General features: G+C 54.7%; 22 protein-coding genes, 1 tRNA gene and 3 pseudogenes. 15 read left to right on the top strand and 11 right to left on the bottom strand.

Annotated elements, in window-relative coordinates; translation table 11 throughout:
- Positions 1 to 23: 23 nt before the first annotated feature.
- The 3 genes from ABGT66_RS03785 to ABGT66_RS03775 are packed head-to-tail and all read left to right on the top strand — an operon-like array spanning position 24 to position 1,891.
- Complete coding sequence (locus ABGT66_RS03785; RefSeq protein ID WP_346688942.1) at positions 24 to 1,052, top strand: deoxyguanosinetriphosphate triphosphohydrolase; 1,029 nt, start codon at positions 24 to 26, stop codon at positions 1,050 to 1,052.
- Complete coding sequence (locus ABGT66_RS03780) at positions 1,049 to 1,345, top strand: DUF6506 family protein (RefSeq protein ID WP_346688940.1); 297 nt, start codon at positions 1,049 to 1,051, stop codon at positions 1,343 to 1,345. The genes ABGT66_RS03785 and ABGT66_RS03780 overlap by 4 nt, the downstream gene beginning before the upstream one ends.
- An 18-nt stretch (positions 1,346 to 1,363) precedes the next feature.
- The gene (locus tag ABGT66_RS03775; protein ID WP_346688938.1) at positions 1,364 to 1,891 is read left to right on the top strand and encodes a hypothetical protein; all 528 of its coding nucleotides are present in this window, start codon (positions 1,364 to 1,366) and stop codon (positions 1,889 to 1,891) included.
- 54 nt (positions 1,892 to 1,945) lie between these two features.
- Here the strand turns inward: ABGT66_RS03775 and ABGT66_RS03770 are convergent, their stop codons facing one another.
- The 5 genes from ABGT66_RS03770 to ABGT66_RS03750 form a co-directional block, all read right to left on the bottom strand.
- Entirely contained in the window at positions 1,946 to 4,309 is a 2,364-nt protein-coding gene (locus ABGT66_RS03770) for a PBP1A family penicillin-binding protein (RefSeq protein ID WP_346688936.1), read from the bottom strand.
- A gap of 111 nt (positions 4,310 to 4,420) precedes the next feature.
- Positions 4,421 to 5,521 carry a hypothetical protein gene (locus tag ABGT66_RS03765; RefSeq protein WP_346688934.1) on the bottom strand — a complete coding sequence of 367 codons (1,101 nt, stop codon included), beginning with the start codon at positions 5,519 to 5,521 and terminating at the stop codon, positions 4,421 to 4,423.
- A 249-nt stretch (positions 5,522 to 5,770) separates the two neighbouring features.
- Complete coding sequence (gene thiS / locus ABGT66_RS03760) at positions 5,771 to 5,968, bottom strand: sulfur carrier protein ThiS (RefSeq protein ID WP_294193837.1); 198 nt, start codon at positions 5,966 to 5,968, stop codon at positions 5,771 to 5,773.
- A 16-nt stretch (positions 5,969 to 5,984) separates the two neighbouring features.
- Positions 5,985 to 8,171 (bottom strand): aldehyde ferredoxin oxidoreductase C-terminal domain-containing protein, encoded by a 2,187-nt coding sequence (locus ABGT66_RS03755; RefSeq protein ID WP_346688933.1) that lies wholly within the window; start codon positions 8,169 to 8,171, stop codon positions 5,985 to 5,987.
- A gap of 16 nt (positions 8,172 to 8,187) precedes the next feature.
- Positions 8,188 to 8,577 carry a 4Fe-4S binding protein gene (locus tag ABGT66_RS03750; RefSeq protein ID WP_294193858.1) on the bottom strand — a complete coding sequence of 130 codons (390 nt, stop codon included), beginning with the start codon at positions 8,575 to 8,577 and terminating at the stop codon, positions 8,188 to 8,190.
- A gap of 253 nt (positions 8,578 to 8,830) precedes the next feature.
- Here ABGT66_RS03750 and ABGT66_RS03745 point away from each other — a divergent pair.
- The 5 genes from ABGT66_RS03745 to ABGT66_RS03725 all read left to right on the top strand — a co-directional run bounded on the left by ABGT66_RS03745 (position 8,831) and on the right by ABGT66_RS03725 (position 14,638).
- Positions 8,831 to 8,917: transfer RNA gene (locus tag ABGT66_RS03745), tRNA-Leu, on the top strand.
- Between the two features lie 270 nt (positions 8,918 to 9,187).
- Positions 9,188 to 10,411, top strand: coding sequence for a tyrosine-type recombinase/integrase (locus ABGT66_RS03740; protein WP_346688931.1), 1,224 nt, complete (start codon positions 9,188 to 9,190; stop codon positions 10,409 to 10,411).
- A 26-nt stretch (positions 10,412 to 10,437) separates the two neighbouring features.
- Positions 10,438 to 10,893 (top strand): hypothetical protein, encoded by a 456-nt coding sequence (locus ABGT66_RS03735; RefSeq protein ID WP_346688929.1) that lies wholly within the window; start codon positions 10,438 to 10,440, stop codon positions 10,891 to 10,893.
- A 318-nt stretch (positions 10,894 to 11,211) separates the two neighbouring features.
- Positions 11,212 to 12,246, top strand: coding sequence for an IS110 family transposase (locus tag ABGT66_RS03730; protein WP_346688927.1), 1,035 nt, complete (start codon positions 11,212 to 11,214; stop codon positions 12,244 to 12,246).
- 1,237 nt (positions 12,247 to 13,483) lie between these two features.
- Positions 13,484 to 14,638 carry a hypothetical protein gene (locus tag ABGT66_RS03725; RefSeq protein ID WP_346688925.1) on the top strand — a complete coding sequence of 385 codons (1,155 nt, stop codon included), beginning with the start codon at positions 13,484 to 13,486 and terminating at the stop codon, positions 14,636 to 14,638.
- Positions 14,639 to 14,981: 343 nt separating this feature from the next.
- Here ABGT66_RS03725 and ABGT66_RS03720 read toward each other — a convergent pair whose 3' ends face one another.
- The gene (locus tag ABGT66_RS03720; RefSeq protein ID WP_346688923.1) at positions 14,982 to 15,212 is read right to left on the bottom strand and encodes a hypothetical protein; all 231 of its coding nucleotides are present in this window, start codon (positions 15,210 to 15,212) and stop codon (positions 14,982 to 14,984) included.
- A 230-nt stretch (positions 15,213 to 15,442) separates the two neighbouring features.
- On the opposite strand from ABGT66_RS03720, the gene ABGT66_RS03715 reads away from it, so the two are divergent.
- The 3 genes from ABGT66_RS03715 (at position 15,443) to ABGT66_RS03705 (ending at position 19,894) form a co-directional block, all read left to right on the top strand.
- Positions 15,443 to 15,796: a hypothetical protein gene (locus ABGT66_RS03715; RefSeq protein WP_346688922.1), complete on the top strand. Its 354-nt coding sequence runs from the start codon at positions 15,443 to 15,445 to the stop codon at positions 15,794 to 15,796.
- Positions 15,796 to 17,991 (top strand): relaxase/mobilization nuclease domain-containing protein, encoded by a 2,196-nt coding sequence (locus ABGT66_RS03710; RefSeq protein ID WP_346688920.1) that lies wholly within the window; start codon positions 15,796 to 15,798, stop codon positions 17,989 to 17,991. Before ABGT66_RS03715 ends, ABGT66_RS03710 begins: the two co-directional genes overlap by 1 nt.
- A 628-nt stretch (positions 17,992 to 18,619) precedes the next feature.
- Positions 18,620 to 19,894, top strand: a complete 1,275-nt coding sequence (locus tag ABGT66_RS03705) for an L-serine ammonia-lyase, iron-sulfur-dependent, subunit alpha (RefSeq protein WP_346688918.1) — start codon at positions 18,620 to 18,622, stop codon at positions 19,892 to 19,894.
- Between the two features lie 166 nt (positions 19,895 to 20,060).
- Here ABGT66_RS03705 and ABGT66_RS03700 read toward each other — a convergent pair whose 3' ends face one another.
- Positions 20,061 to 21,476 (bottom strand): Na+/H+ antiporter NhaC family protein, encoded by a 1,416-nt coding sequence (locus ABGT66_RS03700; RefSeq protein ID WP_346688916.1) that lies wholly within the window; start codon positions 21,474 to 21,476, stop codon positions 20,061 to 20,063.
- 37 nt (positions 21,477 to 21,513) lie between these two features.
- On the bottom strand, positions 21,514 to 22,875 hold the full coding sequence (locus tag ABGT66_RS03695; RefSeq protein WP_346688915.1) for an amidohydrolase family protein: 1,362 nt from the start codon (positions 22,873 to 22,875) through the stop codon (positions 21,514 to 21,516).
- A gap of 598 nt (positions 22,876 to 23,473) precedes the next feature.
- Between ABGT66_RS03695 and ABGT66_RS03690 the strand changes: the two genes are divergently transcribed.
- The 3 genes and pseudogenes from ABGT66_RS03690 (at position 23,474) to ABGT66_RS03680 (ending at position 25,392) form a co-directional block, all read left to right on the top strand.
- Positions 23,474 to 24,664, top strand: coding sequence for a dicarboxylate/amino acid:cation symporter (locus ABGT66_RS03690; RefSeq protein WP_294193852.1), 1,191 nt, complete (start codon positions 23,474 to 23,476; stop codon positions 24,662 to 24,664).
- Between the two features lie 148 nt (positions 24,665 to 24,812).
- Positions 24,813 to 25,118: pseudogene (locus ABGT66_RS03685) on the top strand (glycerol-3-phosphate acyltransferase); the annotation flags it as partial.
- Positions 25,119 to 25,230: 112 nt separating this feature from the next.
- A complete protein-coding gene (locus ABGT66_RS03680) occupies positions 25,231 to 25,392 on the top strand; it encodes a glycerol-3-phosphate acyltransferase (protein ID WP_346689253.1) in 162 nt (53 codons plus the stop codon).
- Positions 25,393 to 25,572: 180 nt separating this feature from the next.
- Here ABGT66_RS03680 and ABGT66_RS03675 read toward each other — a convergent pair whose 3' ends face one another.
- The 3 genes and pseudogenes from ABGT66_RS03675 to ABGT66_RS03665 form a co-directional block, all read right to left on the bottom strand.
- The gene (locus ABGT66_RS03675; protein ID WP_346688913.1) at positions 25,573 to 25,707 is read right to left on the bottom strand and encodes a hypothetical protein; all 135 of its coding nucleotides are present in this window, start codon (positions 25,705 to 25,707) and stop codon (positions 25,573 to 25,575) included.
- A 97-nt stretch (positions 25,708 to 25,804) separates the two neighbouring features.
- Positions 25,805 to 26,092, bottom strand: a pseudogene (locus tag ABGT66_RS03670) (CDP-alcohol phosphatidyltransferase family protein); the annotation flags it as partial.
- Between the two features lie 32 nt (positions 26,093 to 26,124).
- A complete protein-coding gene (locus ABGT66_RS03665; RefSeq protein WP_346688912.1) occupies positions 26,125 to 26,340 on the bottom strand; it encodes a hypothetical protein in 216 nt (71 codons plus the stop codon).
- Positions 26,341 to 26,426: 86 nt separating this feature from the next.
- Between ABGT66_RS03665 and rpsO the strand changes: the two are divergent.
- Positions 26,427 to 26,689, top strand: a pseudogene (rpsO, locus tag ABGT66_RS03660) (30S ribosomal protein S15).
- The last annotated feature ends 106 nt before the right edge of the window (positions 26,690 to 26,795 follow it).

The raw sequence follows: 26,795 nt of genomic DNA, 5'->3' as shown, positions 1-26,795 counted from the left end.
TTCACTGTTGGGAGGCTTGTGATATGAATATACGCGAACGGTGGGAGGAGGTCGAGCGCGCGATTTTGTCCCCTTCCGCCTGTCTGTCGTCGAACAGCCGCGGGCGCGAGAGGGATGAGGAGCCGTGCGCGATACGCACCTGTTTCCAGCGCGACAGGGACAGGATCATCCACTGCAAATCTTTCCGCAGGCTCAAATACAAGACTCAGGTCCTTCTTCTTCCGGAGGGCGACCATTACAGGACGCGGCTGACGCATACGCTCGAGGTTTCGCAGATTGCGCGGACTATCTCGCGCGCGCTGCGGCTCAACGAGGATTTGACGGAGGCTATCGCTCTGGGGCACGACCTCGGCCATACGCCCTTCGGCCACATGGGCGAGCGCGTGCTGGACAGGCTCGCGCGCGAGAACGGCCTGTCGGGCTTCCATCACGCTGCGCAGAGCCTGCGCGTCGTGGACTGTCTCGAAAAGGACGGACGCGGGCTGAATCTCACGTGGGAGGTGCGCATGGGCATCCTTCAGCATTCCAAGGGGCAGGTCGACGTGCGTTCCGGCTACGGCCTGACGAATCCGTCGAGCATGGAGGCGTGGGTGGTGCGCATTTCGGACTCGCTCGCTTATCTGAATCACGACATCGACGACGCGCTGCGCGCCGGGCTGCTTGATGCGGACGAGATGCCGGAGGATATGCGCGCGCTGATAACTATGCGCAATTCGCGCCGCATCGACGGCATGATTACGGACGTGGTCGCGAACAGTACGCCGGAGGCGATCGGCTTCAGCGCGGATATGCTCGGCGAGATTGAGCGGCTGCGCAGCTTTTTGTACGAGCACGTCTATGCGCGGACGAACGCGATTATCGAGGAGTCGCGCGTGGAGCATGTCATTACGGCGCTTTTCAACAAGCGGATGGAGAGCAACGGCGGCTCGGCGCGCGAGGCGGTCGATATGATTTCGGGCATGACGGACCGCTTCGCGCTGCACATGTTCCAGAAGAGCTTCGTGCCGCGTCCGTGGCCGAAGGTGACGGGTTTTTACGAGGTTTCGCAATGATGAAGTTCGCTTTTCTTATAATGGGGGATTTTGATTCGTCGAAGGACAGGGCCGCGATTCACGGCGGCGCGGCGCAGATTATCGGGGTGCCGTCCGTCGAAGCGGCCTGCCGCGAGGCTGCGGCGCTGCTGAAAGAGGGCGTCGGCTGTATAGAGCTCTGCGGAGCTTTCAAGGCGGAGGATGCTCGCCGCGTCATCGAGGCGACGGGGAATAAAATCCCGGTCGGCTTCGTGACGCATCTGCCGGAGCAGGACGAGATTTTCGCCAAAGCCTTCGGAAACGGCGGAAATTAGCGCCGCGCGCGTCGGGATATGACGGCCGCCGGTGCGCTGCGAAGATATATAATTCCGCTTCTCGCCGCCGTCATCGCTCTATCCGTCTATATGCGTTCGAGCGGCGAAGTTGCGAAGGCCGCCGCGGTTCTGGGCTTTACCCCCGAGGGCGGGCAGGTCGTCCGCAGCGAGGATACGCACGGCGGATGCCATGGCGACGGGCATAGGTTTATCGTGATGGACTTCGGCGCGGAGGACGGGCGTGCGCTTGCGGCGCAGCTTGAGGCGAGCGAAACGTGGAAACCCTTGCCTTTCGACCGGTCGCTGACGGCGCTTGCCTACGGCCTGCGCGAAGGCCCGCGTCAGACCGGGCCGTTCGTCACGGGGCGCGGCGGGAGCGCTCTGCTTCCCGCGATAGAAAAGGGATATTATTTCTTCAAGGACAGGCACGAGGAGGCAAATTCCGACAGCGGCGCAGATTTGCTTTCGCGCGCATCAATGAACTTCACGTTCGCAATTTTCGACGCGGCGGCGAACAGGCTCTACTATTACGAGCTTGATACGTAAAATCAAAACATTATTCGCAGGTATGAAAAAAGGGGCTTCGCGCCCCTTTTTCTTTTATATTATTCCGTACTGCTTCAGCAACTCTTGGTAGCGGTCTTCGACGGCCTCCGGCGTGTCGTAATTTCTCTTTTGGTAGGCCGGCGCGGGCTTCGCGCTTGGGACCTTCGCCGGCTCCTGCACATGAGGTTTCTGCGTCGGCGTGACGTGCGCTGCGGGCGCGTCTGGCTCCGTCGGGCCTGTGGCAGTTTCAGCGCCGGGCTGCGGCTGTACGGCTGGCGCGCCGCCGAGGTGCAGCGCATAGCGGTTTATGTCGGTTTCTTCGTCTATCGGCGCGAGCAGGAGGACGGGGGCGTTCGCGTCGGCGAGCGCTCCTGCGAGCGTGCCGCCGTGCCACGGGCAGAGCGACGAGGGCGCGTGTCCGAGCGGCAGCAGCAGCTCCGTCGCCTCGCAGCCCGCCGCGGCGAGGAAGCCCGTCGCCTTGCAGACGCGTACAGATTCAACCTCGGCGTCCGTCGGTATCGAGAATGTCGCGGGGAGGTTGAGCGTCTTTACAGCGTATTCCACGAAATTCTTCCAGACCGGCAGCGCCGCGACGGCTCCCGTGGATTTGCCGCCGAGCGGCTTGTGGTCGTCGTTGCCGACGTAGACTACTACGACCAGCCCTGGTACTCCGCCGACGAACCACGCGTCGGTCCATTCGTTCGTCGTTCCCGTCTTGCCGAAGGTCTCATATCCGCCGACCTTGGCGCGCGCGCCGGTGCCCCAGCCCGTCACCTGCTGGAGCATCGAGCGCATCGTGACGGCGACCGTGGGCGTCATGGCGGGCGTGAGCTGCGGGCCGTTCTGCTCGAGCGTCTCATTGCGCTGCGAGAGTATTTCTTTTATCGCGTAGGGCTTCGCCTGATAGCCGTTGTTGGCGAACGCCGAATATGCGACGCACATTTCGAGCGGCGTCAGGCTCGCCGTGCCGAGCGCGACGGAGAGGTCGTCCGGCAGGTGCGGCGTCGTTATGCCGATGCGCCGCGCGAGGTCGGCTATGTTGCGCACGCCGCTTATCTGCGCGAGGCGCACGGCGGAAGTGTTTATCGAACGGGCGAGCGCGCGCATCAGCGTTATCTCGCCGTCGTACTGGTCGGATGTGTAGTTGCCCGGAGCCCAGCCGTTGGGGAATTCAAGCGGCGCGTCGAGCACGTGGTCCACGCCGCGGTAGCCCTGCTCGAGCGCGGAGGCGTAGACTATCGGCTTGAAGGCCGAGCCGGGCTGGCGGAAGGCCTGCGTCGCGCGGTTGAACTTGCTCTTGTTGAAGTCGCGTCCGCCGACGAGCGCGAGTATCTCTCCCGTATTCGGGTCTATCGCGACGAGCGCGCCTTCGTGCTTCATCGCGGAGACGAGCTCCTCGGCCTTGGCCTGGAGGTCTTTGTCTATCGTCGTGTGTACGCTGAGGCCGCCGCGGTAAATCCTGTCGGCGCCGTAGGAGGGCAGCAGGTGGCTGAAAAGTATGTAGGAGACGAAATAGGGCGCGTCCTCGAGCGTTATCGGGTTGCCGCGACGCGCGCTCTCCGCGAGCTTCGGCGCTTTGTTTATGTTCTCGTCGTAGTCGGATTTGGATATCCAGTCGAGGTCGAGCATCCTGCGCAGGACGTACGACTTGCGCGCCTGCGAGTTGCCCGCATGCCGGAAGGGCGAATATTTCTCGGGCGCGGCTACGAGGCCGGCGAGCACCGCGGATTCGTTGATGTCGAGCTTAGCGGGAGCCTTGCCGAAATATTCGCGCGAGGCCGCCTCTATGCCGTAGGTGCCGTGGCCCATGTATATCGTGTTGAGGTACATCTCGAGCAGCTGGTCCTTGGTGTAGATGCGCTCGAGCCGTATCGCGAGGACTATTTCGCGCGCCTTGCGGATTATCGTCTTTTCGTTGGAGAGGAAGAGGTTGCGCGCGAGCTGCTGCGTTATCGTGCTCGCGCCCTGCTTCGCCTCGCCGTGGAATACGTCCACCATAAAGGCGCGCGCTATGGAAACGGGGCGGATGCCGCCGTGTTCGTAGAATTTGTCGTCCTCGGCGGCGAGGATGGCCTTCACCATCCACGGCGAAACGTTCTGGAGCTTCACCCACGTGCGGTTTTCCTGGAAGAGCTGCGTTATCAGCCTGCCCTTGCGGTCGTAGACCTTCGTCGCAAGGCTCGGCTCGTGCGCGAGTATCTCGGGCGTCGTGGGCAGCGACTCGGTGATTTCCTTGAGGAAGAGCAGCGACGCGACGGCTATCACGGCCGCGGCGACGGCCGCCGTGAGCATGAACGAGGCGAAAAATTTGGAAGCGAATGATTTTTTTCTGCGCGGTTTTTTATTGGCCAGGGAAAAATCCCTGTCGTCCTTGTTGGTTCGGGACATTCTTTCGATACCTCCGAAGCGTTTACGCATATATAGCGAGATTATATCACATGGCGCGCCGCCGCCGCGCCGTCTCAGGCGCATGAAAAAAGAGCGCCCCGCGCGGGACGCCCTTTATCGGCTGATTTCTGCGAAAATCCGTTACTTGCCGAGCTTCTTCGTAAGGCCGAAGGTCCTCGCAAACATGAAGAGAATGACGAGGATGCCGACGTAGCCGTTGATTCCGTAGATGATGTTGACGATCTTGCGGAAGGGCAGCATGAGCGCTACGAAGCAGGCTATTGCGCCGAGGCCGGCAGTGAGGGCGTAGAACTTCGTCGTCTTTTCCTGGGCGAATCTCGCGGAGACGGTCCAGAGAAGCGGGACTGCGGTCGTGAATATACCGGCGAGGATTACGACGGAGAATATCGAGGCGAGAGGCGGCCAGAGCTTTTCGGCGAGGATGAGCGACGGAATGTCGGAGGCGTAGAGCGACTCAAACTGCGTGAGAAGACCGAAGGCGAGGACGAGCGCGCCGGCGACGAATCCGGTAGCGCCGAGCGTCGCGCCCATGACGGCTTCCTTCTTGCTGTTGGCCTTCGTTCCCATAGCCGCGCAGAAGGCCGCGAGCCAGAGGAGGCAGAAGCCGACGTAGGAGAATCCGGACATGAACCAGTTGCTTCCGACGCGGATGAACTTTTCGGGGTCGAGCGTGCCGGAGTCGATGAGCGCGACGCCCTGGGCGATGCCGCCGGGGTTCGTGATGATGGCCGCGGCTCCTACGCCGAGCGCGATGAGGACGATCAGCGGCCCGATGGAGCCGATGACGTCGACTATCTTACCGAGGCCGAGGATGACGACGCCGACGGAGACGACGAGCATGAAGATCGCGCCGTACGCGGGGGGAAGGTGGTAGTACTGGTTGAAGGTTCCGCCGGCTCCTCCGAGCATGACTATGTACGACATGTAAATAAACGCGATGGAGAAATAATCGTAGAAGCCGCCGATATACTTGCCGCAGTAGTAGCGGTAGATATCGTTCGTGTTCGGGAAGTGCTCGTCATACCCCGCGCACATGAAGCTGGAGCAGAGATAGACGAAGCAGATGAGAACGAAAGCTCCGACGAGCAGCCCTTCATACCCGTACCCGGCGAAATACTGGAGGACTTCCTGACCGGTGGCGAAACCGGCGCCGATCAAGAACGCGATGACTGCGCCCGCGAACTTGATGACATTGACCCAACTGACTTTGTTGTTGTCCATTGCAGCACGACCTTTCGGATGTGAATTTTGTAACATCTGTACAATATCACATTTTGGGCGCGTAGTAAAAAGGTTAAAGCGGAACCGCGAAATGATTATGCAGAGATACAAATATGCCGCGACGGATAGGACTATATCTTTATGCTTAGATATAAAAGGTTTTTTCGCGCGAAACGGCCTCCGAACGGGCCGGAATACGAAAAACGGGCCGGATGTCTCCGGCCCGCCGTACTTTCATGCGCGGCGCGCTTAGCCGCCGCTGATGTTGTGAATGACCTGCACGTCCGCTCCGTCCGGAATCTTGACTTCCGCGTAGCGCTCTTTGTCGATGAAGTTGTCTCCGACCCAGACGGAGATGAGACGGAACTTGAAGTTCTTCTCCTTCATCACTTCGCTGACTGTGAGCCCCTCTCTCCACGGAAACGGATCTCCGTTGACGGTTATCATGCGGCCTCCTCCTTCGTTACGCTTCGAATTCGTCCTCCGGCTTCAGATGCTTTTTCAGAAGCTCGACGACGTCGGGATAGTCTATGCCGAGGCGGTGCGCCGTCTCGAGCGTCGGGATTCCGTTCTTGTTCCAGCCGCGGCGCTTGTAGACCGCCATCTTGAGCATCTCCCACTGCTCGCGGCGGTGCTTCTGGAGCAGGTCTATCTTCTCGCGGACGCTGAGGCCCTCGGTGCTCTCGCCGAACTCCCTGAGCTTGCCGTCGAAGTAGTCGGGACGCGCGTTCCACTCGTCCTCCCAGACGGGGCCGAGGCCGCGGTCCGGCGCTTCGTGGTACTTCGCCGTGCCCTTGCCCATGCGCAGGTTGAAGATGCGCTCGAAGTTGTAGACCTTCTCCGACTGCTCGATGAGGCCGTCGCGCGTCAGATGCTTGCCGGTGATGGCCTCGTAGATGTCGAGGTAGTTCTGGATGTGCTCGGGAACCTTGGCGGCTTCGATGCCCTTGTACTTCATGCCGTTGTCGGCGGGCTCGATGTCGTTCCACGGAAGCTTGCAGAGCCCCTGGAGCGAGAACCAGAGACGGAAGTTCGGGAAGAAGAAGAGCGCCTCCGCCTTGTCCTCGTAGGTCGGCAGCTGCTTGTTGACCATGTCCATGAAGATGAGCCACGCTTCGTCGTGCTGCGGCCCCTTGAGCGTAAGGAAGTAGCCGCCCCACTGAGCGATGGATTCCTGGCAGCGGTACTCGGAAGCTTCGAGCCCCTGGCAGACCATGCCTATCTTCATCATGGTATCCATGTCCGCGCCGTATTCCTTCGCGAAGTGCTCGCGCGCCTGCTCGACGCCGTGGCCGCAGGCTATCGCGAACTCGTCGGCCCCGCGAGCGATGCGGTGGATGAGCTCCATGATGTCGTGCTTCTGGCCGAAGTTGAGGTCGAGGCCGTGCGTGTTCTCCTTATTGATAAGGCCGAGCTCGAAGCACTCGCAGACGAAGGCGAGGCCGGTGCCGAGCGATATCGTGTCGAGGCCGTAGTGGTCGGCGTAGAAGTTGGCCTCTATCGTCCAGTACGGGTCGAAGATGCCGAGGTTCGAGCCGAGCCCCGCGGCAGTCTCGTACTCGGGGCCGTCTACAATGACCTCTCTGCCCTTCCACGGCCCAGTCTGGAGCGGGAAGTGGTCGACGGCCTTCGCGCAGGCCATCGAGCAGCCGTACCAGCAACCGTCCGCCATTCCCTGCGTGAAGAGCTTTTTGTATGCGTCGGAGCTGACGTTGTCGATGTCCTTGTGGCGTCCGAACTTGTAGTTGTTGACCGGAAGAAGGTCGTAGGCGTCCATTATCTCCATAAGGTGCGCCGTTCCGACCGAGCGCATCTTGCTCTGCTTGTCGTCGAGGTCGTGGATGCGCTTGTGGATGCTCGCGCCGCAGCGCTGGATGGCCTTCACATCCACCGGGTCGTTCTCTAGGCCCGTGAAGTGAGTGCGCTTCACCACGAGCGCCGCGACGTTCTTGTCCCAGAGCACGGTGCCGCCGCCGCCGCGTCCGGCCTGCTTCAGACGAACGGCCTTGCGGCGCACGTCGTAGAAGCTGAAGTTCATCCCGCACCAGTAGCTCGTGCGGGCCGCCATGCCCGTCGAAATGACGGATATCGTGCGCTTGTCCGCCTCGTCCTTCGCGAAATACTCGTGAAGGTCCTCCGACACGGCGTAGGCGTTCGGGTCCTCGAGCGTGGACTCGTAAACGGTTATCTTGTAATTGTCGCCGTCGATGAAAATTACGACGGGACGGTCGGCCTTGCCCTGAAGCTCCAGCGCGTCGAAGCCGGCGAACTTGAGGAACGGCGCGAAATATCCGCCCGCGTTGCTGTTGTAGGTCTGCTTAGTCGCGGGGGAAAGGAATACGGAATAGCACTTTCCCGTACCGGGATACTGCGTGATGCCGCAGAAGGGGCCGCCCGCTATGACGATTTCGTTCTCCGGGTCGTCCCACTTGGTATTCTCCGTAACCGCGTCCCAGAGCAGCTTGAGGCCGAAGCCGCGTCCGCCCGTGAACTTCTCTATCATATCCTCGGAGACGGGGCGCTTCTCAAACTTGTAATTCCCGTCCTTGTTGCCGAGCCCTATATAAAGCGTCTCCTTGGAATAGCCGTGATGAATCTTCGCCGGTTCATACGACCATTCCGCAAGAACCTTCATCGGAGCGTTAGCCATAAGAAATCTCCTCCTTCTATGCCTTCGCGGGCACGTTGATAATCTCGAGCGCCCCGGTCGGGCACTTCCGCGCACAGATACCGCAGGCTATGCACTTGAACGGCTCAGTCTGCTTGTCGCCGTTGAAGAACATGCTCGCCGACGGACAGAAGCCGACGCACATCAGGCACGAGGTGCACTTGTCCTTGCGCACCTGCACGACGCCGTTCGCGTCGCGCTCGAGCGCCTGCGTCGGGCAGACGGCGATGCACGCGCCGCACTGCGTGCAGATATTGATATTCGGGAAACCGGCGAAATCGTTGACCTGGACCCTTGAAAGCTCGCGTGAATTTTCCTTGAAATATGCGGTCGAGCACGATTCCATGCACACGCCGCACTGAACGCATTTCTCAGCGTTCACCTGCATGATTCTCACACAAATCCCTCCGATTTTTATTCAATTTTTTAAGGCGCGGCGGAACGGAGCCCCGCGCCCTCCCCAATATCTAAATTCTAACATAAATGTAAGAACGGGGACTTTGTGCGCAGCTCTTTTGTTTAATTCTGTCTAATCAAAAGTGAGCAAAAATATCGTGAAAAAACAAACTCCGCAGCGCAAAAAACTCGCCCAAAGCCTTGCCAAAACGCCGCGCAGCTGATAAAATCTCATGCGTTGAGGCGTCAGGGTGGCGGAACTGGTAGACGCGCTAGATTCAGGATCTAGTGGGCACTAGCCCATAGGGGTTCAATTCCCCTCCTTGACACCAAGATTGTATATTGGCTTATGTCAAGATAGGTCAACTTCAACCATAGAGAAGCAACGAAACAAGTAATAGCCCGGATTTTCCGGGTTTTTTTGTTATCTGCATCTTCCAACATCGACCAACTTTTTACAGCCCTTTTCAACGCTATTAGTGACGGATTAGTGACGAAAAAATAGCTATTGTTTAGTCGTTAAAAATCTACTATTGTACTAATGAACAATAAGAGCAACGTTAGTCAGTTTTTAGCATTGTGCAGGAAGGGCGAAAAAATTAGTGACGAAAATATGGACAGATACGGCTATAGCGGGGATAGTTCCCAAGAATAAACGATTTACGAAGCAAATTGACACAAATTTATTTATTTATATTGAGCCTACAGGCTCAAAAGTATGGCGCGTTAGATATACCCCGGCGGCAGGACAAGGGCAAAAAATGAAGAAAATAGGTATATTTGACCCAAACAAGCAGGAACACATGACGCTAGTAGCCGCGAAAGAGCAGGCGGCGTTAATTCGCGGAGCTGTACGCGAAGAAAAGAGCATAGAGCAAGTTACAAAGACGTTTAGAGACATAGCCGAGGAATGGCTAGAGGATTATACGGGAGCGCGCAGAAACAGCACTGTAGAATCAACGGAATACAGATATAAAAACTACATCGAAAAGGCGCCGTTTTACACAAAACGCATAGCCTACGTTACAAAACTAGAAATCCGCGAGGAACTACGGAAAATCCGTAATAAGCCGCAGACCGCGCGAAAAGTACACAGCATCTATAACATGATATTTAGATATGCTATCGGCTCGGGGTATCTGGACGCTGTGAATCCAGTCCCGGAATTCAGATATGTCTTTGATAAACCCTTGAATGAATCCCCCCGCGCGGCAGTAACAGACGACCCCGGACGCTTCGGGAATATTGTTTTGCGTGTCCGCACGCAGTACGAAACGGGCGACAACGGCGCAGGTTTGTTATTGTTTTTAGCCTACTGCTTTACAAGACCGGGCGAAGCGCGCTTGTTACAGTGGCATAATGTAATATGGAAAGACGGCGTTATAAAGCTATTGGCAGAGCAAACTAAAACTAAAGAGCCGCTCATAATACCAATGTCGCGGCAAGTGCAGGAGCTTTTAGAGCGGCAGAAAAAGCGGCGTTCTACGCCCATACTACCGAACGACTATATATTTTTTTCATCACAACGAGGCCCTAAATACGCGATGTCCGACGCTATGCCGACGTGCAAGCTGACACAGCTGGGCATACCGCGCGCCGAGCAATCCGCGCATGGCTTCCGCAGTTGTGCAAGTACATATTTGCGCGAATATCTTAACGCCGACGACAATTTAGTTGAAATGCAACTTAACCATGTTATAGGCACGGAAGTTGCGCGAATCTATAACAAATCTACAAAACTACAGCAAAGAAAGGAGATGATGCAGTCATGGGCTGATTGGGTTGATATACAAGTCAACAACGCGCTCGATAGGTTAGAGGCATAAGAAGGAAATTACGGAGGTAAAAAGATATGGAATACGGAATACTTGTGAAGGACACAAGAAGTACAGAGGATAAAAACAGATCCGATTTTGCATTAGTGATACGGCAGTTAGATGTCATTCTAGCCGAGCTGGATAAAAACGAATATCTGACTAAAGACGATACGATAGCTATAGCGCGCACTGTAGCGTACATTAGCAAGCTCATTGTAATACTGAGTCGCAAGCAAGCACTCGGCCTAACTGACGACGAGTATTTAGTTGAATTATTAGCTAAAACGTATCTTTTGATAACTAACAAATTGTTTAGAGACGAGCTATCAAAACTAGCCGAACGGAATGATATATGCGCAAGCTGTAGCGAGTGCATGGCGATGCTTGATAGGCTGTACCTAGATATTGAAAAAGCAGACAGATATAACCGCTTAGTAAAATACAGGGAAAACAAGAATTACAAAGGGAATAATAATGACTGTAAAAACTGATGTCCAGCTTGCGAGAAAAACGCTCGTATAATACAGTAACGCAAACAAAAATGAGGTGATTGTAGAAAAAGTAAGCTGTCATCACTGGTTCATTCGGGCGTCAGCCCTTATGATACAGGTGTCGGAAAGACCGGAAAGACGCTGAGTACATAGATACTGTGGTCCAGATTGGTCAACCGCCCTGCTTTACAACGAACAGGTATCCTAAGTCCGTCATATGTTGACGCGAACTTGAATATGCGAGTATGTTGAAACCAGGCGCTCTCCGACGCAGTGCATTGTGGAATCTTTTACTTTTATCTTTTCGGAGGTGACGAAATGCCGTATAACTTCTATCTTGGAATCGACGTCTCTAAGGCTTCTCTTTCCGTCGTGCTTATGAGCTCCGACAGCAAGGTGCTGTGGTCAAGCAAAAAAATAGCGAACCAACCATCGGGTTTCAAACAGATGGTTGAACACGCATCAAAGATTGCTTCAAAACATGCAGACGGGGATGACTATTCTATAGCCGCAGGAATGGAGTCCACAGGAGTATACGGGGAACAGCTCTCTTATTACCTCGCAGACAATAATATGTCCGGCAGAATATCCCTGTATGTGCTGAACCCATTTGCAGTGAAATCTTACAGAAAGGCGACGATGCATCTCAACAAGAACGACGCCGCTGACGCAAGACTCATAGCCTCGTACCTAATCTCAATGATTACGACAGGACAGATCACGCCGTGGCAGGCCCCTAGCCTGGCGGAACGTCTGCTGAGAGAACTTACACGGAGACGTGCTGAGCTTGTAACGCTGAGGGAAGCTGAATATAACAGGCTTGAAAAATTCAGAGCCGGCGGCAGCCATCCGCATCCGGTCATAGAGAGCGTACAAGAACTCATAGCCCATCTTGAACAGCAGATACGCGAGATAGACGAAGCGATAGAGAAACACATAGACGATGCCGGATTAAGAGATACGGCGGAGCTGCTCCGCAGCATAGACGGCATAGGCAAAGTAAGCTCCGCGTCGTTTATCGGCGAAGCCGGAGACATAAGCCGATATAGGAGCGTAAAACAGCTGGTCTCACGTCTTGGGATAGCACCCTGCGAAAACCAGTCGGGTACATCGATACACAAAAAGCCTGTGATGAGCCGCATGGGAAGCGCAGTGCTGAGACACGCCATGTACATGGCGGCGCTTGTAGCTACGCGAAAAAACAAGGTGATAAGCGCTTTCTACAACAGACTGCTGGCGCGAGGGAAATGCAAAAAGCTAGCTGTAATAGCAAGCATGCGTAAACTGCTTCACATAATCTGGGGAGTGCTTACACACAGGGTAAAATTCGATCCGGAGTACGCACCGGCATAAACCTAGGCTGTGGACGGCAGGCGAAAAACAGTACAAGGCACAACAAAAAGCGGCACGTACACATACAAGAGACAATACATGCCGCAGAGTTATGATGATGCTGTCGAAAGACAGCGAGATGCCTTACATTTATGTTTGACTTTCAAGACGGTATCTGGAAACTTACTTTGCGGCAAGGTCAGAGGCAGAAATAACAGCTGATGCAGTTAAAAGCATCTGCGCGCTGATTGAGCGGCTGAAACATCATATTTCGGAAATCGTAGAAACTGGAACAGGCGGCAATTATCTAACAGACCTCACGAATTGTTACAAGTTATTGCTTGCAGAGGTTTGGCCGTCAGTCCAATGGTACGCGGACAACCCGGAAATTGCGGCTTATCGTGATGCAATATGTCTATGTATGATAGATGCAGAATATTTAGAATATTAAGAAGAAAACAGGAGAAAAGACAATGATAATGAAAACCAACGTTAATAACATCGTAGACGAGATAACCATAGCCGGAAACTATGTAAAGATGCTGAAAAAATCCGATTGCGCGGAAGATAGAGCGTGCATGTGGGACGTATGCACTACGCTATTGCGTCTGTGCCGGTTTGAAATGGACTTACCGGACATTACGCGGCTGTGTGATGTACGCGAGGCGATATATTTGCAGTTTTTGCGTTTATATCTATGCGCATTCCCTCAGTTACAGCGTGCGGCTGTACATGATACGGCTGTAGCGGAAGCTCTAGCGCTAATAAAAGAGTGTACGGAGCTACGGGAAAGAGAAGAGGCGGATTTTATAGCCGCGACTGCCTAAGCAGTAATCATCATATCGGCAAACCCCGCCTCACAAATCAAGTATATCAACCCAAATCAATTATACCCCAGAAGCCCCGGAGAAATCCGAGGCTTTTTTAATACATAAAATAAAAAGTAATAGCTTGCGCATCGTAATTTTACCGCCTTAAAAACGTAAGTGCATAACGGCAAATAGTTAAAAAACAAAATCACGCCTTCGGCGGCTCCGGCGGACTGCACGCCGGAGTCAATTTTTACGCGGCGATAACGTGCTAGCGTTGCTAAAGTCTAAATATTAAGATTATTCGTTCTAATTTATCTCAAGTAGCCTATAAATCCAGTCTATCACCGTATTTACTGCGTTTTAGTGCTTTTCTAGCGTCACGGAAAGCAAATAAATTTTCCGACATACACCCCAACAGCAATTCGCAACTGTATGGGGGTAACAATATGTCAGATGTAAGAGATTCGCGCGGTGTATTAGACAGCATCGGCGCACATTTCCCGTTTTTCAGCTCACACAAAGCACCGAAAATTACAGCATCAAACGGCGTCACATTCTGGCGGCACAGCGAAAAAAATCACTGGTACACAACGGCAGAGCTATCACGCTACACAGCTGACGGCTCTTACACGCCATGCGCGACGGACGACAACGGCGCAGGTTTGTTATTGTTCCTTGCTTATTGCTTCACGCGCCGCCCTGTCGAAGCGAGGCTATTTATACGATGGTATGACATCATCTTACAAAAAAGCCGTAAAAAGCTGCCACCGCATCAGCAGAACAATACTAACCCTCCAACGGCTAAAGGCGTATGCGCCGCGATAGACCGCATTTACAACGGCTACATGGAAACTATACGCCCCGGCGAGCGTGAGAGCTTCGAGGCGCTAATCTCTGACCCCAAATATTACTACCATTACACGCCTAAAATAACGCGCCTAGATACAGCGTTGGACTTGCCGCCGTCTATTATTCCCACGCCGGACGACCTGCTTTATTACGTCCGGCATGGGCGCGGAAGTGGAGCGCGTTACATCAAGGTCGCCGCAAAGCAAGGACTATACATATATGACAAGAAAGAAGATATATGGTATCTAATACGAAAGGGCGACGACGGAAAAACTAAAGCCGTTTTTACTAAACCGTATTTTATGCGCTCTGCAAAGAGATTAAGGCGCGCAATCTTAACCAACGAAATAACTATCTATATTGGCACGAAAAACGGAGAAATCAAAATCTATGCCAAAGGCGGGCTAATCAGATATGAATTATCCGCTAAAAAGTCTATACTGCGCCGCATCATGCCGGATAGACGCATAGCGGCGTTGTCTGACCCGTCTGTGCTGTCTCACCTATTTTTTGCCGCCGCCGGACGCATAGGCGAGCTATTCAGACGTTCTCCTCGGCGCTATGTCCTATATCTGCGAGCAGTCCGGCAGGCTATCAGCTCATTTGTACGCAATTTCTTACCAAGACAAAGCAGAGCGGCAGGGTACTACACGCGCCCCGCCGTCTCCTATAACAATGTTATTATCTTCTCCCCCCGCCCCTTACATGAGCAGGAAAGGCCGCCGCCTTTTTTATTAAGAACAACCCAATAACGGAACAGTAGGCATCAATCCCGGGTTAGGTGTCTACTGTTTTGTCGTGTCTTTATACTTTTATCATATCTTTATTATCCATTATCAAGATGTTTCTGTGTCCTTTACACAAACCATATCTCAATATCTTTATTATTACTTTACTATCAACGAAATTGTCTCTCTATATCCTTTCTATATCCTTCATCAAATAGAACGCTATCAAGCATAACAAATTAGAAATGAACATAAAGCAAACCATACCCCAACTATCCCACATATAAATAGAGCATAAGGCAAAACATACCCCGACTAGCAAAGCATAAGAATTGAACACACTAAAACAGATCGTCAACTACTAGCGTTATAGTGATTGTTTTGCACGCCGTAGGTAGTCCCGCATCTGATTTCGGAACGAAGTCGGAGCTACTAACACAAGGCGTATTAGTTCGGCATCTTCCGGCGTAACCCATGCAGTTATGCGCTGTTTGCCTTCTGCTTTTTGCTTCTGCTGAAATCGTGCTTGCCGCTCACGTGCAGACTGACGTTCTGCGGCTTTTAATTCTTTACGCAATGTCCTTATATTCTCAACCATGCTATTACCTCCGTAAAAGCGTTTTGTTAACGTTAGTGATAACGTGTAGTATATACACTAAAAAGCGTTGTTTCAACGTAATTTCCTCAATATATTAGAAGCATAAGAAGAATGGAGCGAGGTATCACCTGCGCTGTGCTTGCTGAACCTCGGTCGCCAGAGGCGACAAGAACCAAAGTCAAAAGCATAAACGCAAGTATCATCATATATACACGGAGTGAGTGATAACGATGCCGACAAAGAAGAAAAACCCAAATCAGCGCGTAAGAAAGACCCCAAAGAGCGGCGAAGAGCCAAGAACAATAGCGGTGTGTTCGCGGCTGGACAGTGCCGAAGCTGCCAAATTGGACAAACTGCGCGGCAAGATGCAACGCGGCGTGTATCTGCGTATGCTCATTAACGGCGTAACACCCCAGCTGATGCCCGAAATCAATATGCAGGCCTATAATACATTACTAAATATAAGTAATCGGCTGGACGCTATCGGCAGTCGCAGAGGCGTATTTTCTGACGCCCAAATTGCAGAAATCAAAGAACTAATATCTAATTTGAGGTTAGAACTGCTTAATATAAAGCTCAAGTAATGAAAGCTAAAATCAGTAAAGGCGCGGGCTTTCGCGGCGTAGTCAATTACTTACTAGATAAAGAGCGCGGCGAAGTGATAGGCGGCAACATGGCGGCGACTACACAGGCCGGACTATCTGCGGAGTTTGGAGCTGTACGCTGTCAACGCCCGGACATCGCTAGACCCGTCTGGCACGTCTCGCTGTCTTTGCCGCCCGGTGACAGTTTAAGCGTGGAACAATGGCGCGAAGTCGCGGCGGACTTCTTGCACAAGATGGACGTTAAGGACAATCAATTCTGCATCGTCCAGCACAAAGACAAGGCGCATCAGCACGTGCATATACTACTTAACCGCGTTACAACTGACGGCGGCGTTTGGTATGCAGATAGAGATGTATTTAGAGCTATTGAAGCAACCCGACAGCTAGAGGCTGAAAAAGACTATCTAAGAGACACAGCTGACCGCGATAATACAGATAAAAAATTCCGTCCTACTAAAAAAGAAGAAGGACGCAAAGCAAAAGGTCAAGACATACCACGGCAACAAGTACATGACGCAATCCGGCGAGTGATAGACACAGCGCCGCGAAAGCTCACAACAAAAGAATTTATTGAAGCCTTACGAAAAGAAGGCATAGAGGCGCGCCCCAACATCGCAAGTACGGGCCGTGTAAATGGCTTTAGTTTTTGCTTAGGTGAGCACAAATACACAGGTTCAAAAGTTAATGCTAAGTGGGCACAACTGCAAAAAGAGATAGACTATCAGCCATCACGCGATAATGCTTATCTGCTAGAGCTGATAGGACGCAAGCCGCAGGAAACGGCGTTCGGCCCGCAGGAGTTTAAACAGTACCGCGAAGCCCTTGACAAATACATAGCTAATCCAACGATTGCCGTAGACCTTCGGGACGACATAAAGCGAATAGGTATAAACAAGCTGACGCGAGGGCTACAGGAGCTAAACAATGAACACTATCAGCAGTTAGCCGCCTTATATGACGAACAGCGGCAGACATGGCAGAAGATACGCGCACAACGTCCGCCCATGCGCTTAACTGCAAGAGACATGACAGCCGCCGCCGTTATGTTTGCTTTATCTCCGGCGTTAGGGGCGTTGGTAGTATTGCCCTATGCGCTGGATAGACTGATACGCCACAATCGCAAGGCACAGGCGAAAGAAATATCGCGAGAAATCGCAGAATTAAAAGCTGAAATTATCAAAAACAACAGGAGACGGGACGCGCTGATAGAATTGCGCGCAGAAAATAAACAATTTGCGGAGGATATTAAGACAATGAAATCAGAAGAAAGAAACATAATACGGGACAATGTAAAAAATCGAATCAATACCACAGCGGCGGAAAACAAGGATTTTTCAAACTACATCGACTACATCAATCAAAGCGGAATCAGAGAGACACAACCAACCTATGATGAGTTGGCCGCCATGTATGAGCGCGAAGCATGGAGTAAAAATAACGCCGTACTGCGCGGCACGGATACGATGATAGCGGCGGCGGTGAGCGCGGCGGCGGATAGGCCGGAAAACAGAGCGCTATACATATTGCCTATGGTATTTGACGCAATAAGCAATGTTGACAATATCGGCGATAGGATAGACGGGCAAACGCTGGATAGAGCTATACAAGATTTTGGCACGCAGGATATAGCGAGCCAGTACGTGCATGCGGAGCTAGAGGCGGTGCAAGCCGAGGAAATAGAGTTATTAAAGCAAGCGCGCGAACGTAACAGCGAGCTAATTTTCAGCATCAAAAAACAAGACTTAGCCGAGGACACCTTGACAGAACCCAAGATTAACCGACTGACCGGCAAAGTAACACTAGACCCCGAAGAATATAACAAGCTAGCGGCTGTCTACAAAGACTATCATAATATGCGCGATTCTTACGATATGACGCAGATGCAGAGATACCACGACGGCAACGAAAAGCGCGCACTTGAAAAAAATATAAAAGAAATAACCAATAGACTAAATGACGCTAATAAAGTTAACAAGAGCTTGTCAGACAGATGCAATGAAGCTGAAAATAAAACAGTTGAATTGTCAGAAAAATTAGAAATAATTGAAACATACATCACAGCCAACGGCCTCGACAAAGCGCTAGCCGACTGGATAAGCGCCAAAGAAGCGCTAGAAAATCAGATGAAAGACATAACGCGAAGCATGAGCGATTTTAACGGCATGGAAATGTAATTTCTGCCTTTTTTTCTGTCTCTGTCTCCTTCTAAACCTCCGTATTACGGGACGCCCGGCATTTTTCGGGCGTCTCTTTTTTGCGCATAAAAATTGCCTCTTGTTTAGTCGTTCCAAACCTATTTTAATAGTGTCAGACATTGAAAGACGTTGCGCGACGTTGACACTATTAGATATTAGCGAGGTATGGAGATATGGCAGAGACAATATTTTATGACGCCGGAGATTTGGAAAATATGTTAGGTTGGAGCGTTGCAACGATAAAGCGGCGCGTAAGGGATGGCACACTCCCGAAGCCCGTAACATGGCGGCTATACGGCGAGCACTGCCGCAAGCCCCTGCAATGGCTACGTAGCGATATAGACGCTACTATTGCAAGTTGGAGCGGACGCTAGTAATTATTCTGATGCACATAAGCTAAAAAATAGTGCTATAGTCCCTTGACTGTCGTCACTAACACCCCTAATATTAGTGACGCTAAAGGGCTAAAGCCGGTTGTAATCACGGTTAATAGTAGCCTCCTTGACACCATTTTTATCCCAATAAAGTCAGCGGCAGCCCGGATTTTCCGGGCTTTTTTGTTATCCTTGCGCTTCGAAGAAAAGCATCAAAAGAGGGGGAAACGACAATGCACGCGCTTACAAAGCTTATCAAAGACGACATGAAGCCGGCTCTCGGAGTTACGGAGCCCGTGGCGATCGCGCTGGCGGTGGCGTCCGCGGCGGAGCGGATCGGCGGCGGGGACCGCGCCGAGGTCGTGCTGAACAGCGGCATGTACAAAAACGCTTTCACCTGCGGCATACCGAACAGCCCGTATTTCGGCAACGAGTACGCCGCCGCGCTCGGGCTTATAGCGGCGAAGCCGGAGCTCGGACTCGAGTGTCTTGCGGCTGTGACGGACGCGGATAACGAAAAGGCGCGCGAAATGGTCGCAGAAGGGCGTGTAAAGGTGCGCCTCGGGATGATAAGCAGCCGCATATATATCGAGGCGACGGTCTTCAACGCGGAGCGCCGGGCGACAGTGCTTATAAAAGATTCGCACACGAACATCGTGCGCGTGACGGTCGACGGCAAAGATATACTGGCGCGCGATTCGGAAGCCGCAGAGGAGGAGCACGGCGATTGTCTCATCCACGAATATTCACTGGCCCGGCTGCTTGAATACGCCGGCACAGTTCCATACGAGGAAATCGAGTTTGTCAAAAGCGCTTACGATATGAACATGGAGCTCTTTCAGCTGGCCCTCGACAGCGGCGTTACGCCGTTCACGCATTTCCTTTTCAAAAAGAACGGCGAAAAGGTTATATCCGACGACGAAGCTGCGACGGCCTCTCTGCTCTGCAACGGCGCTATAGAGGCGCGCGTGCTCGGGCTGAGCAAGCCGGCGATGAGCATCACGGGTTCCGGCGCGCACGGCATCATCGCGACTCTGCCGCTCTACGCCGCGTCGCGCATCCGCGGGTACTCGGACGAGGCGCTCTGCCGCGCCACGATGCTGAGCTATCTGGTCTGCACCTATATTAAAGAATATTCCGGCAGACTGTCGGCCTTCTGCGGCTGCGCCATAGCCGCGGGGACGGGCATGGCCTGCGGCCTCGCCTACCTGCGCGGCGGCGGCGCGGACGAGCTGACGCGCGTCGTCAACAACATGGCGAGCTCAATCACGGGCATGATATGCGACGGCGGCAACCACGGCTGCACGATGAAGGGAATCGTAGCCGTAGATGCCGCATTCCGTTCCGTCGACTTCGCCATGAACGGCGTCTGCATCGAGGACATCCACGGCATAAACGGCGCGACGCCCGAGCTCACGATGAAAAATATGGGGTACATCGCCTCGCCCGGCATGACAGGCACGGAGAAGGCGATGGTGGAGATCCTGGAGGAGAAGTCGAAGCGTTAAGCTTCGGTGCTGCATCCGGATAGACGGCATAAACTCTGCGCCGCCACGCGTATTTTGCGGCGGGCGGCGTAGTTTATAGAAAAAATCCTTAAAAAACGAAGAGCCGTAAGAAAACGCGACGTCGCGTTTTCCTACGGCTCTTTGCTTCTATCTTGACCGAACTACTTTAGATTATAAACCCAAGCACCGCGTAGAGCGCCATTGAAACCAGCGCGAAGCCTACGGCGTAGGGGAGCTGGCTTTTTACGTGGTCGATGATGTTGCAGCCGGTGGTGGCGCAGGACATTATCGTCGTGTCGGATATCGGGGATACGTGGTCGCCGAAGATGGAGCCGCCGAAGAGCGCGCCAGCGACGAGCGGCACGTCCATGCCCATGTTTATCGCCATCGGCAGCGCTATGACGGACATTATCGCCATCGTGCCCATCGAGGTGCCTGTCGCGAACGACAGCATCATCGAGATGATGAAGGTCAGCAGCGGCAGCAGTTCGGGGACGAGCGCGCTCATGAATATCGACGAAAGGTAGTTGCCGGTGTCGAGCTGCTTGACGAGGCCGCCCATCGTGAGGCCGAACAGCAGGATGCAGGCTATGGGCAGCATCGTCGCCATGCCCTTGAGTACTTCGTTTACGAGACGCTCGAGGCTGTAGAGCTTTTCGACGCGGCACATGACGGCTATGACGAGGACGGAGATCATGCAGCCCCAGAGCAGCGCCTGCATTCCGTTGCCGGCGGTCGGGTTGCCGTCGCCGGTGACTATGAGGACTGCGAGTATGACGCCGACCATCGTCAGCATCGGGATTACCATATTTTTCATGCGCGGCGTCACGTCGCGCTTCACCGCGGCCACGGCCCCTTCGTCTTCGACGGCGGAACGCGGGTCGTCGAGCTCGCCGGTCGTCTCGGCGCGCAGCTCGGCTCTCTTCATCGGGCCGAAGTCGAGCGGCAGGAAGGTCGAGAGCATGGAGAACACTATCGCGATTATGCAGTAGAAGTTGAGCGGTATCGAGCGCAGCAGCGTGCTTATCGCCTCGCCCTCGGAGACGCCGCCTGAGGTGAGGTAGCCGGTCATCGCGGCGAGCCAGCCGCTGAGCGGGAAGAGGACGCACCACGGCGTCGAGGTGGTGTGGACGAGGAAGGCCGCCTTCTCGTGCGAGACCTTCATCGTGTCGTTGAGCGGGCGCGAGACGGAGCCCGTGACCATGCAGCTGAGCGAGCCGGAGGTGAAGACGACGATGCCGAGCAGCCACGTGAAGAAGGCTGCGGATTTTTTCGTCTTGATGATTCCTTTTTTCTTGACCATGATGTCGACGAAGCCGTCGATGCCGCCAGAGTGCTCGATGAGATAAATCAGAGCGCCGATGAGGAACATCGACATTATGACTATCGTGTTGCCGCTGCTCTCAAAGGTGTGGACGATGCTGTAGAAAGCGCCGTTGATTCCCGTAAATACGTTCCAGCCGCTCAGTATGAGCGAGGCGAGCGTTATGCCGACGAAGAGAGCGACGAAGACGTTCTTGATGATGAGCGCAAGCGCTATCGTCACGACCGGCGGCACAACGGACCAAAAACCGAATTCCATTTTATGATTCCTCCAATATTTTTATTTGCTCTGTAAATTATTTGCGCACCGAGCTCCCCAGGCGGCCGTTCACTATGCGGCAGTCCTTCGCCGCGAGCCGTCCGCCTATCCATACGCCGTCTATTCCCACGGGCGGCAGCGTCGGCTCCATGAATGTGGCGCGGTCGGCTATCTTTTCGGGGTCGAATACAATCACGTCGGCGTCCGCTCCGGGCGTGAGGCGGCCCTTGCTTTTGAGGCCGAGCTTCTCAGCGGGCATTATCGTCGCCATGCGAACGGCCTCGTAGAGCGGCAGCTTGCCTGTGCGGACGTATTCAGCGAAGAGACGCGGGAAGGCCCCCGCCGCGCGCGGATGCCCCTGCCCGTGGTTCATGATGCCGTCGCTCGCGAGCATGACGTTCGGGTGGGCCATCGCCATGTCGATGTCGTTCTCGGCCATGACGTAGCAGACCGTCAGGCATTCGGGGTTGTCGCGGCGCACCTCGTTGAAGATTTCCTCGGTGCATCTCCGGCCGCGGTATTTGCCCTCGCATATCTCGACTGCGTCGTAGCCGCAGCCGTAGCGCTCGCGCCAGCCGTCGTCGTAGGTGGTCGAGCCTATCATTGTGGAAAAGGCCGTGTAGGGGTAGCAGTCGCAGCTTGCGTCGAGGCCGCCTATGCGGTAGCCGTCGACGAGGCGCAGCAGCTCGCGCATCTGTCCGAAGCCGCCCATCGAGCCTATGTGCGAGACCTGCGCGGATACGCCGAGCACGCGCCCCGCCTCGAGCAGCTCGCGCGCGGCGGGGACTACCTGCGCCGCGTCGTCGCGTATGTGCGCCGCGATGACCTTGCCGTCCCTGCGGCATGGCGCTGCGGTGCGGCGCAGCTCCTCCGCGTCGATGCCCGGCACGTAGCGTATGCCGAAGGATACGCCGAGGCAGCCGCCGTCGAGCTCGCGCGCCGCCGAATTTTCTATCGCGCGCAGCTCGTCCTCCGTGACGCGGCTGTACTTGTCCGCATGGCCCGCCTGTTCGCGCAGGAATGCGTGGCCCGCGAACATGCCGACGTTCACCGCCGCGCCCTCGCGGTCTATGACGTCGAGATATTCCGACGGCCTGTGTACGTTGATGCCGCACTGGCCGCCTATCGCCGTCGTGACGCCCATGCGCAGCATGCAGTTGAATATCGCCTTGTCTTCGTCGCGGTAGAGAGTGCCGTCCTCGTTCAGCGGGTCCTCGTGCATGTGGATGTCGATAAATCCAGGCGCAACGACGCGCCCCGCGGCGTCGACCACCTCGTCGGCCTCGGGCTCGGCCTCTGTGACGGCGGCAATCCTGCCGTCCTCCATCAGAACGTTAAGGACGCTCTGTATTCTGTTCGCGGGATCGAGGACGAGGCCGCCCTTGATCAAAGTTCTCATTCTTGGTGCTCCCTTCATCTATTCGCGCTGCTTCATAATTTCATTCGCAAACTATCGCTCCGTACCACCGCCGGAGACGACCCCGATATTATACGCCTAAATCCGAAAAATCAAACAAAATTACAAAAAAATCTTTCGCCGGATTGCAGGTTGTCGCTTTTCGGCGTAATTTCGGTTCAATGCTCTTCAAAACGCGAGAATCTCAGATAATAGACGTAAAATTACAGTAGAATAACAGAACTATATATTATTTTATACGCATATAATAAAATTATATTTTTAGCGACTGTGCAAAACCGCGCGCAGTTCGCGCAAAAGTGGAAATAACGCCGCGGATATGGACAACAGCGCCTCTTTTGGTATGATAGTGAAGAAGTTCCGCATCGGTTGGTACGCGCGGGCGGCGCAGAAGCCGCGGCCGCGCGCTTTGAAAAAACTTTTTTATGGAGCATTATCTCCGCCGGACACTGCGCGCGGAAGGGAGGAAAACTCAGGAGCGGCGTCGCGCGGGGCGGAGCCGGCGCTTTCCGGCGAGGCCGGAGGGCATACAGCGGCATATTCATCATCGTCAAATCATTAAGACAAGGAGTGGATATTCATGAAATTTCTAACCAGCCTGCCCATGAAGCTGCTGCTCGGCGTCATCGCAGGTATCGCGGTCGGACAGTTCGCGGGCGTCGCGCTCATGAACGTCGTCGTCACGGTCCGCTACATCCTCGGACAGCTGATTCTCTTCTGCGTCCCGCTCATCATCATCGGTTTCATCGCTCCGTCCATTACGCGCCTCGGCAACAACGCCTCGAAGATGCTCGGCGTCGCCGTCACGATAGCCTACATTTCGTCGATAGGCGCGGCGCTCTTCTCGATGGCAGCCGGCTACATCATGATCCCGAACCTGTCCATCGTCACGAACGTCGAAGGGCTCCAGGCGCTGCCGGATCTCGTCTTCAAGCTCGACATCCCGCCGATAATGTCCGTCATGAGCGCGCTCGCGCTTTCGATGTGCCTCGGCCTCGCGGCCGCGTGGACTAAGGCGAAGTCAATCACCAACGCCCTCGAGGAGTTCCAGCTCATCGTCCTCGCGATAGTCACGAAGATAGTCATCCCGCTTCTTCCGTTCTTCATCGCCTTTACCTTCTGCTCGCTCTCCTACGAAGGCAGCATCACGAAGCAGCTCCCGGTATTCATCCAGGTCATCCTCATCGTCATGGCGGGCCACTACATCTGGATGGCGCTGCTCTACGGCCTCGCGGGAATCTACACCGGCAAGAACCCGTTTGACATAATCAAGAACTACGGCCCGGCCTACATCACGGCCGTCGGAACGATGTCCTCCGCCGCGACGCTCGCCGTCGCTCTGCGCTGCGCGAAGAAGTCCGAGCCGCCGCTCCGCGACGACATGGTCGACTTCGGCATCCCGCTCTTCGCGAACATCCACCTCTGCGGCTCCGTCTTGACCGAGGTCTTCTTCGTCATGACGATTTCGAAGATTCTCTACGGCGCCATTCCTCCGATTGAGACGATGGTGCTCTTCTGCCTGCTCCTCGGCATCTTCGCGATAGCGGCCCCCGGCGTCCCGGGCGGCACGGTCATGGCCTCGCTCGGACTTATCACGGGCATCCTCGGCTTTGACGACTCCGGCACGGCGCTCATGCTCACGATATTCGCGCTCCAGGACAGCTTCGGCACGGCCTGCAACGTAACGGGCGACGGCGCTCTGACGCTCATGCTCACGGGCTACGCGGACAAGCACGGCATAGCGCCGCAGAAGATAGAGAGGATTCTCTAGCTTCGCCGCGCTTTGAGAGAAAAGCCATAACTTACGACAGCGGGGGGCCGTTTCGCGCGGCTCCCGCTTTTTTGCGCCTCGGCGCGGATTTGACGCGCGCGCGCGCGCGGCGTAAAATCGGCTAGGCTTCTGCCGTCTTTATCTTTTTATGCGGGTGATAATTATGTCCTTTATTTTATGCGCGCTCTTCGGTTATCTCGCGGGTTCGTGCCCGACAGGCTTCCTCGTCGCGAAATACGTCTGCGGCGCGGACATACGCGCCTATGGCTCGGGCAACATAGGCGCGACGAACGTCGGTCGCCTCATGGGGAAGAAGTGGGCCGTCGCGGTCGCCGTCTTCGATATGCTCAAGGGCGGCCTCGCCGTGCTTGCGGCCTCGTGCTTTGTCCAGCAGCACGCGCTTCTCGCGCTCACTGGAGTCTGCGCCGTCCTCGGCCACAACTACCCGGTCTGGCTCGGCTTCAAGGGCGGCAAGGGCGTCGCTACGACCTTCGGCGTCATAGCCTTCTTCAAACTTCTTCACGCCGTGGCCCGCGATTCTCGGCGGCCTCGTGTGGTACGCCGTCATGCGCTTCACGAAGTACGTCTCCGTCGCCTCGCTCGCCGGGCTCTTCGCCGCTGCGCTCTTCACATTCGCGTGGGGGATGCCGAAGCCGTACTCCTTCGCCGCGCTCTTCCTCGCCTGCCTCTCGTCGTGGCGTCACCGCTCGAACATCGACCGCTCATGAAGGGCACGGAGGCGAAGGTGAAGTCGTAAAGGAATGCACGCGCTCCGAACCGCGCCGCAGGCGTTTCCAGTCGGAGATGCAAGACGAAAACACGCCGGCATAACGGCGCATAGGTAAAACAAACAAGCCGCCCGCGTTTCGCGCAGGCGGCTTGAATTTTGCTTTTTTCCCGATTTTCCGTCAGCTCAGCAGGTCCATGCTGTTGCGGATATATTCGATGCCGGACCAGACCGTGAGGATGACGGCGAGCCACATGACCGCCATTGCGCCCGGGATGTTGAAGAGCAGAAGGATTATTCCTATTATCTGCGTCACGGTCTTCAGTTTGCCGCCCTTCGAGGCCGCTATCCACGACGCCCTCGGAGGCCGCGACCATGCGGAGCCCCGAGACGATGAACTCGCGCGAAATTATCACGACCACCATCCACGCGGGGAAGCGGTGCAGCTCGACGAGCGCCGTCAGAACTGCGATGACGAGTATCTTGTCCGCCAGCGGGTCGATGAACTTTCCGAGGTTCGTGACGATGTTGCGTTTGCGCGCGATGTAGCCGTCCACGGCGTCCGTTATCGACGCGATGATGAAGACGACGGCGGCGATGCAGTCTCCGACGTTCAGCCCCATTATGTAACCGAGCTGTCCGCGCAGCGTAAGAAATACAAGTATGACGGGAACCAGTATCACCCTGAAAAGGCTCAGCATATTAGGCAGATTCCACGGCGACGATGGCATTTTCATTCCTCCGTTGTTCGCGCGGCGGCGTCGCGCCGCGCCTGTTTTTGCACTTCGTTATTTATATCATAAAAAATCGCAATTTTTTGCATAAAAAACGGCGCGTGCGGCGCTTTGCGCCCGCTTTTTTGCGGCGTGGAAATATCAAAAAACGTTTGTATTTTTAAGGCGCGCGCGGGGGCTTGCCAGAAGCGGCGGCTTTCTGGTAATATACCCAAGACCTCCTACACGGACATGCGTCACCACAACATGCCTGAGTTGGGGGAAATAAGGGCAAAGCAAGGCCCGGAACGGAGTGATAGGTATGATAGAGAAGGATAAGAAAACAGTCGATCATCGAAGAGTACAAGACGCACGAGGCGGACACCGGCTCCACGGAAGTACTCTGAGATAGCGCGTCGCATCCGCGAGCTCACCGAGCACATGAAGGTCCACAAGAAGGACTTCCACAGCCGCCGCGGACTCCTCATCATGGTAGGTAAGCGCCGCCGCCTGCTCCAGTACCTCAGGAACAAGGACTTCGGACGCTACCAGACGCTCATCCAGCGCCTCGGACTCCGCCACTAATCCCGCGCGATTTTTTCGCATATTTCATGGCGAAAGGGCTCTCCCTTTCGCCATTTTTTATTATTTTGTGTTATCCTTCTTATCGTGATGAATAATAGGCAGGAGG

Origin of the sequence: uncultured Cloacibacillus sp., assembly GCF_963926575.1 — a bacterium.
Classification (GTDB): domain Bacteria; phylum Synergistota; class Synergistia; order Synergistales; family Synergistaceae; genus Caccocola; species Caccocola faecigallinarum.
Note: the sequence above shows the minus strand (reverse complement) of the source record. Positions and strands in the feature narration are given on the sequence as shown.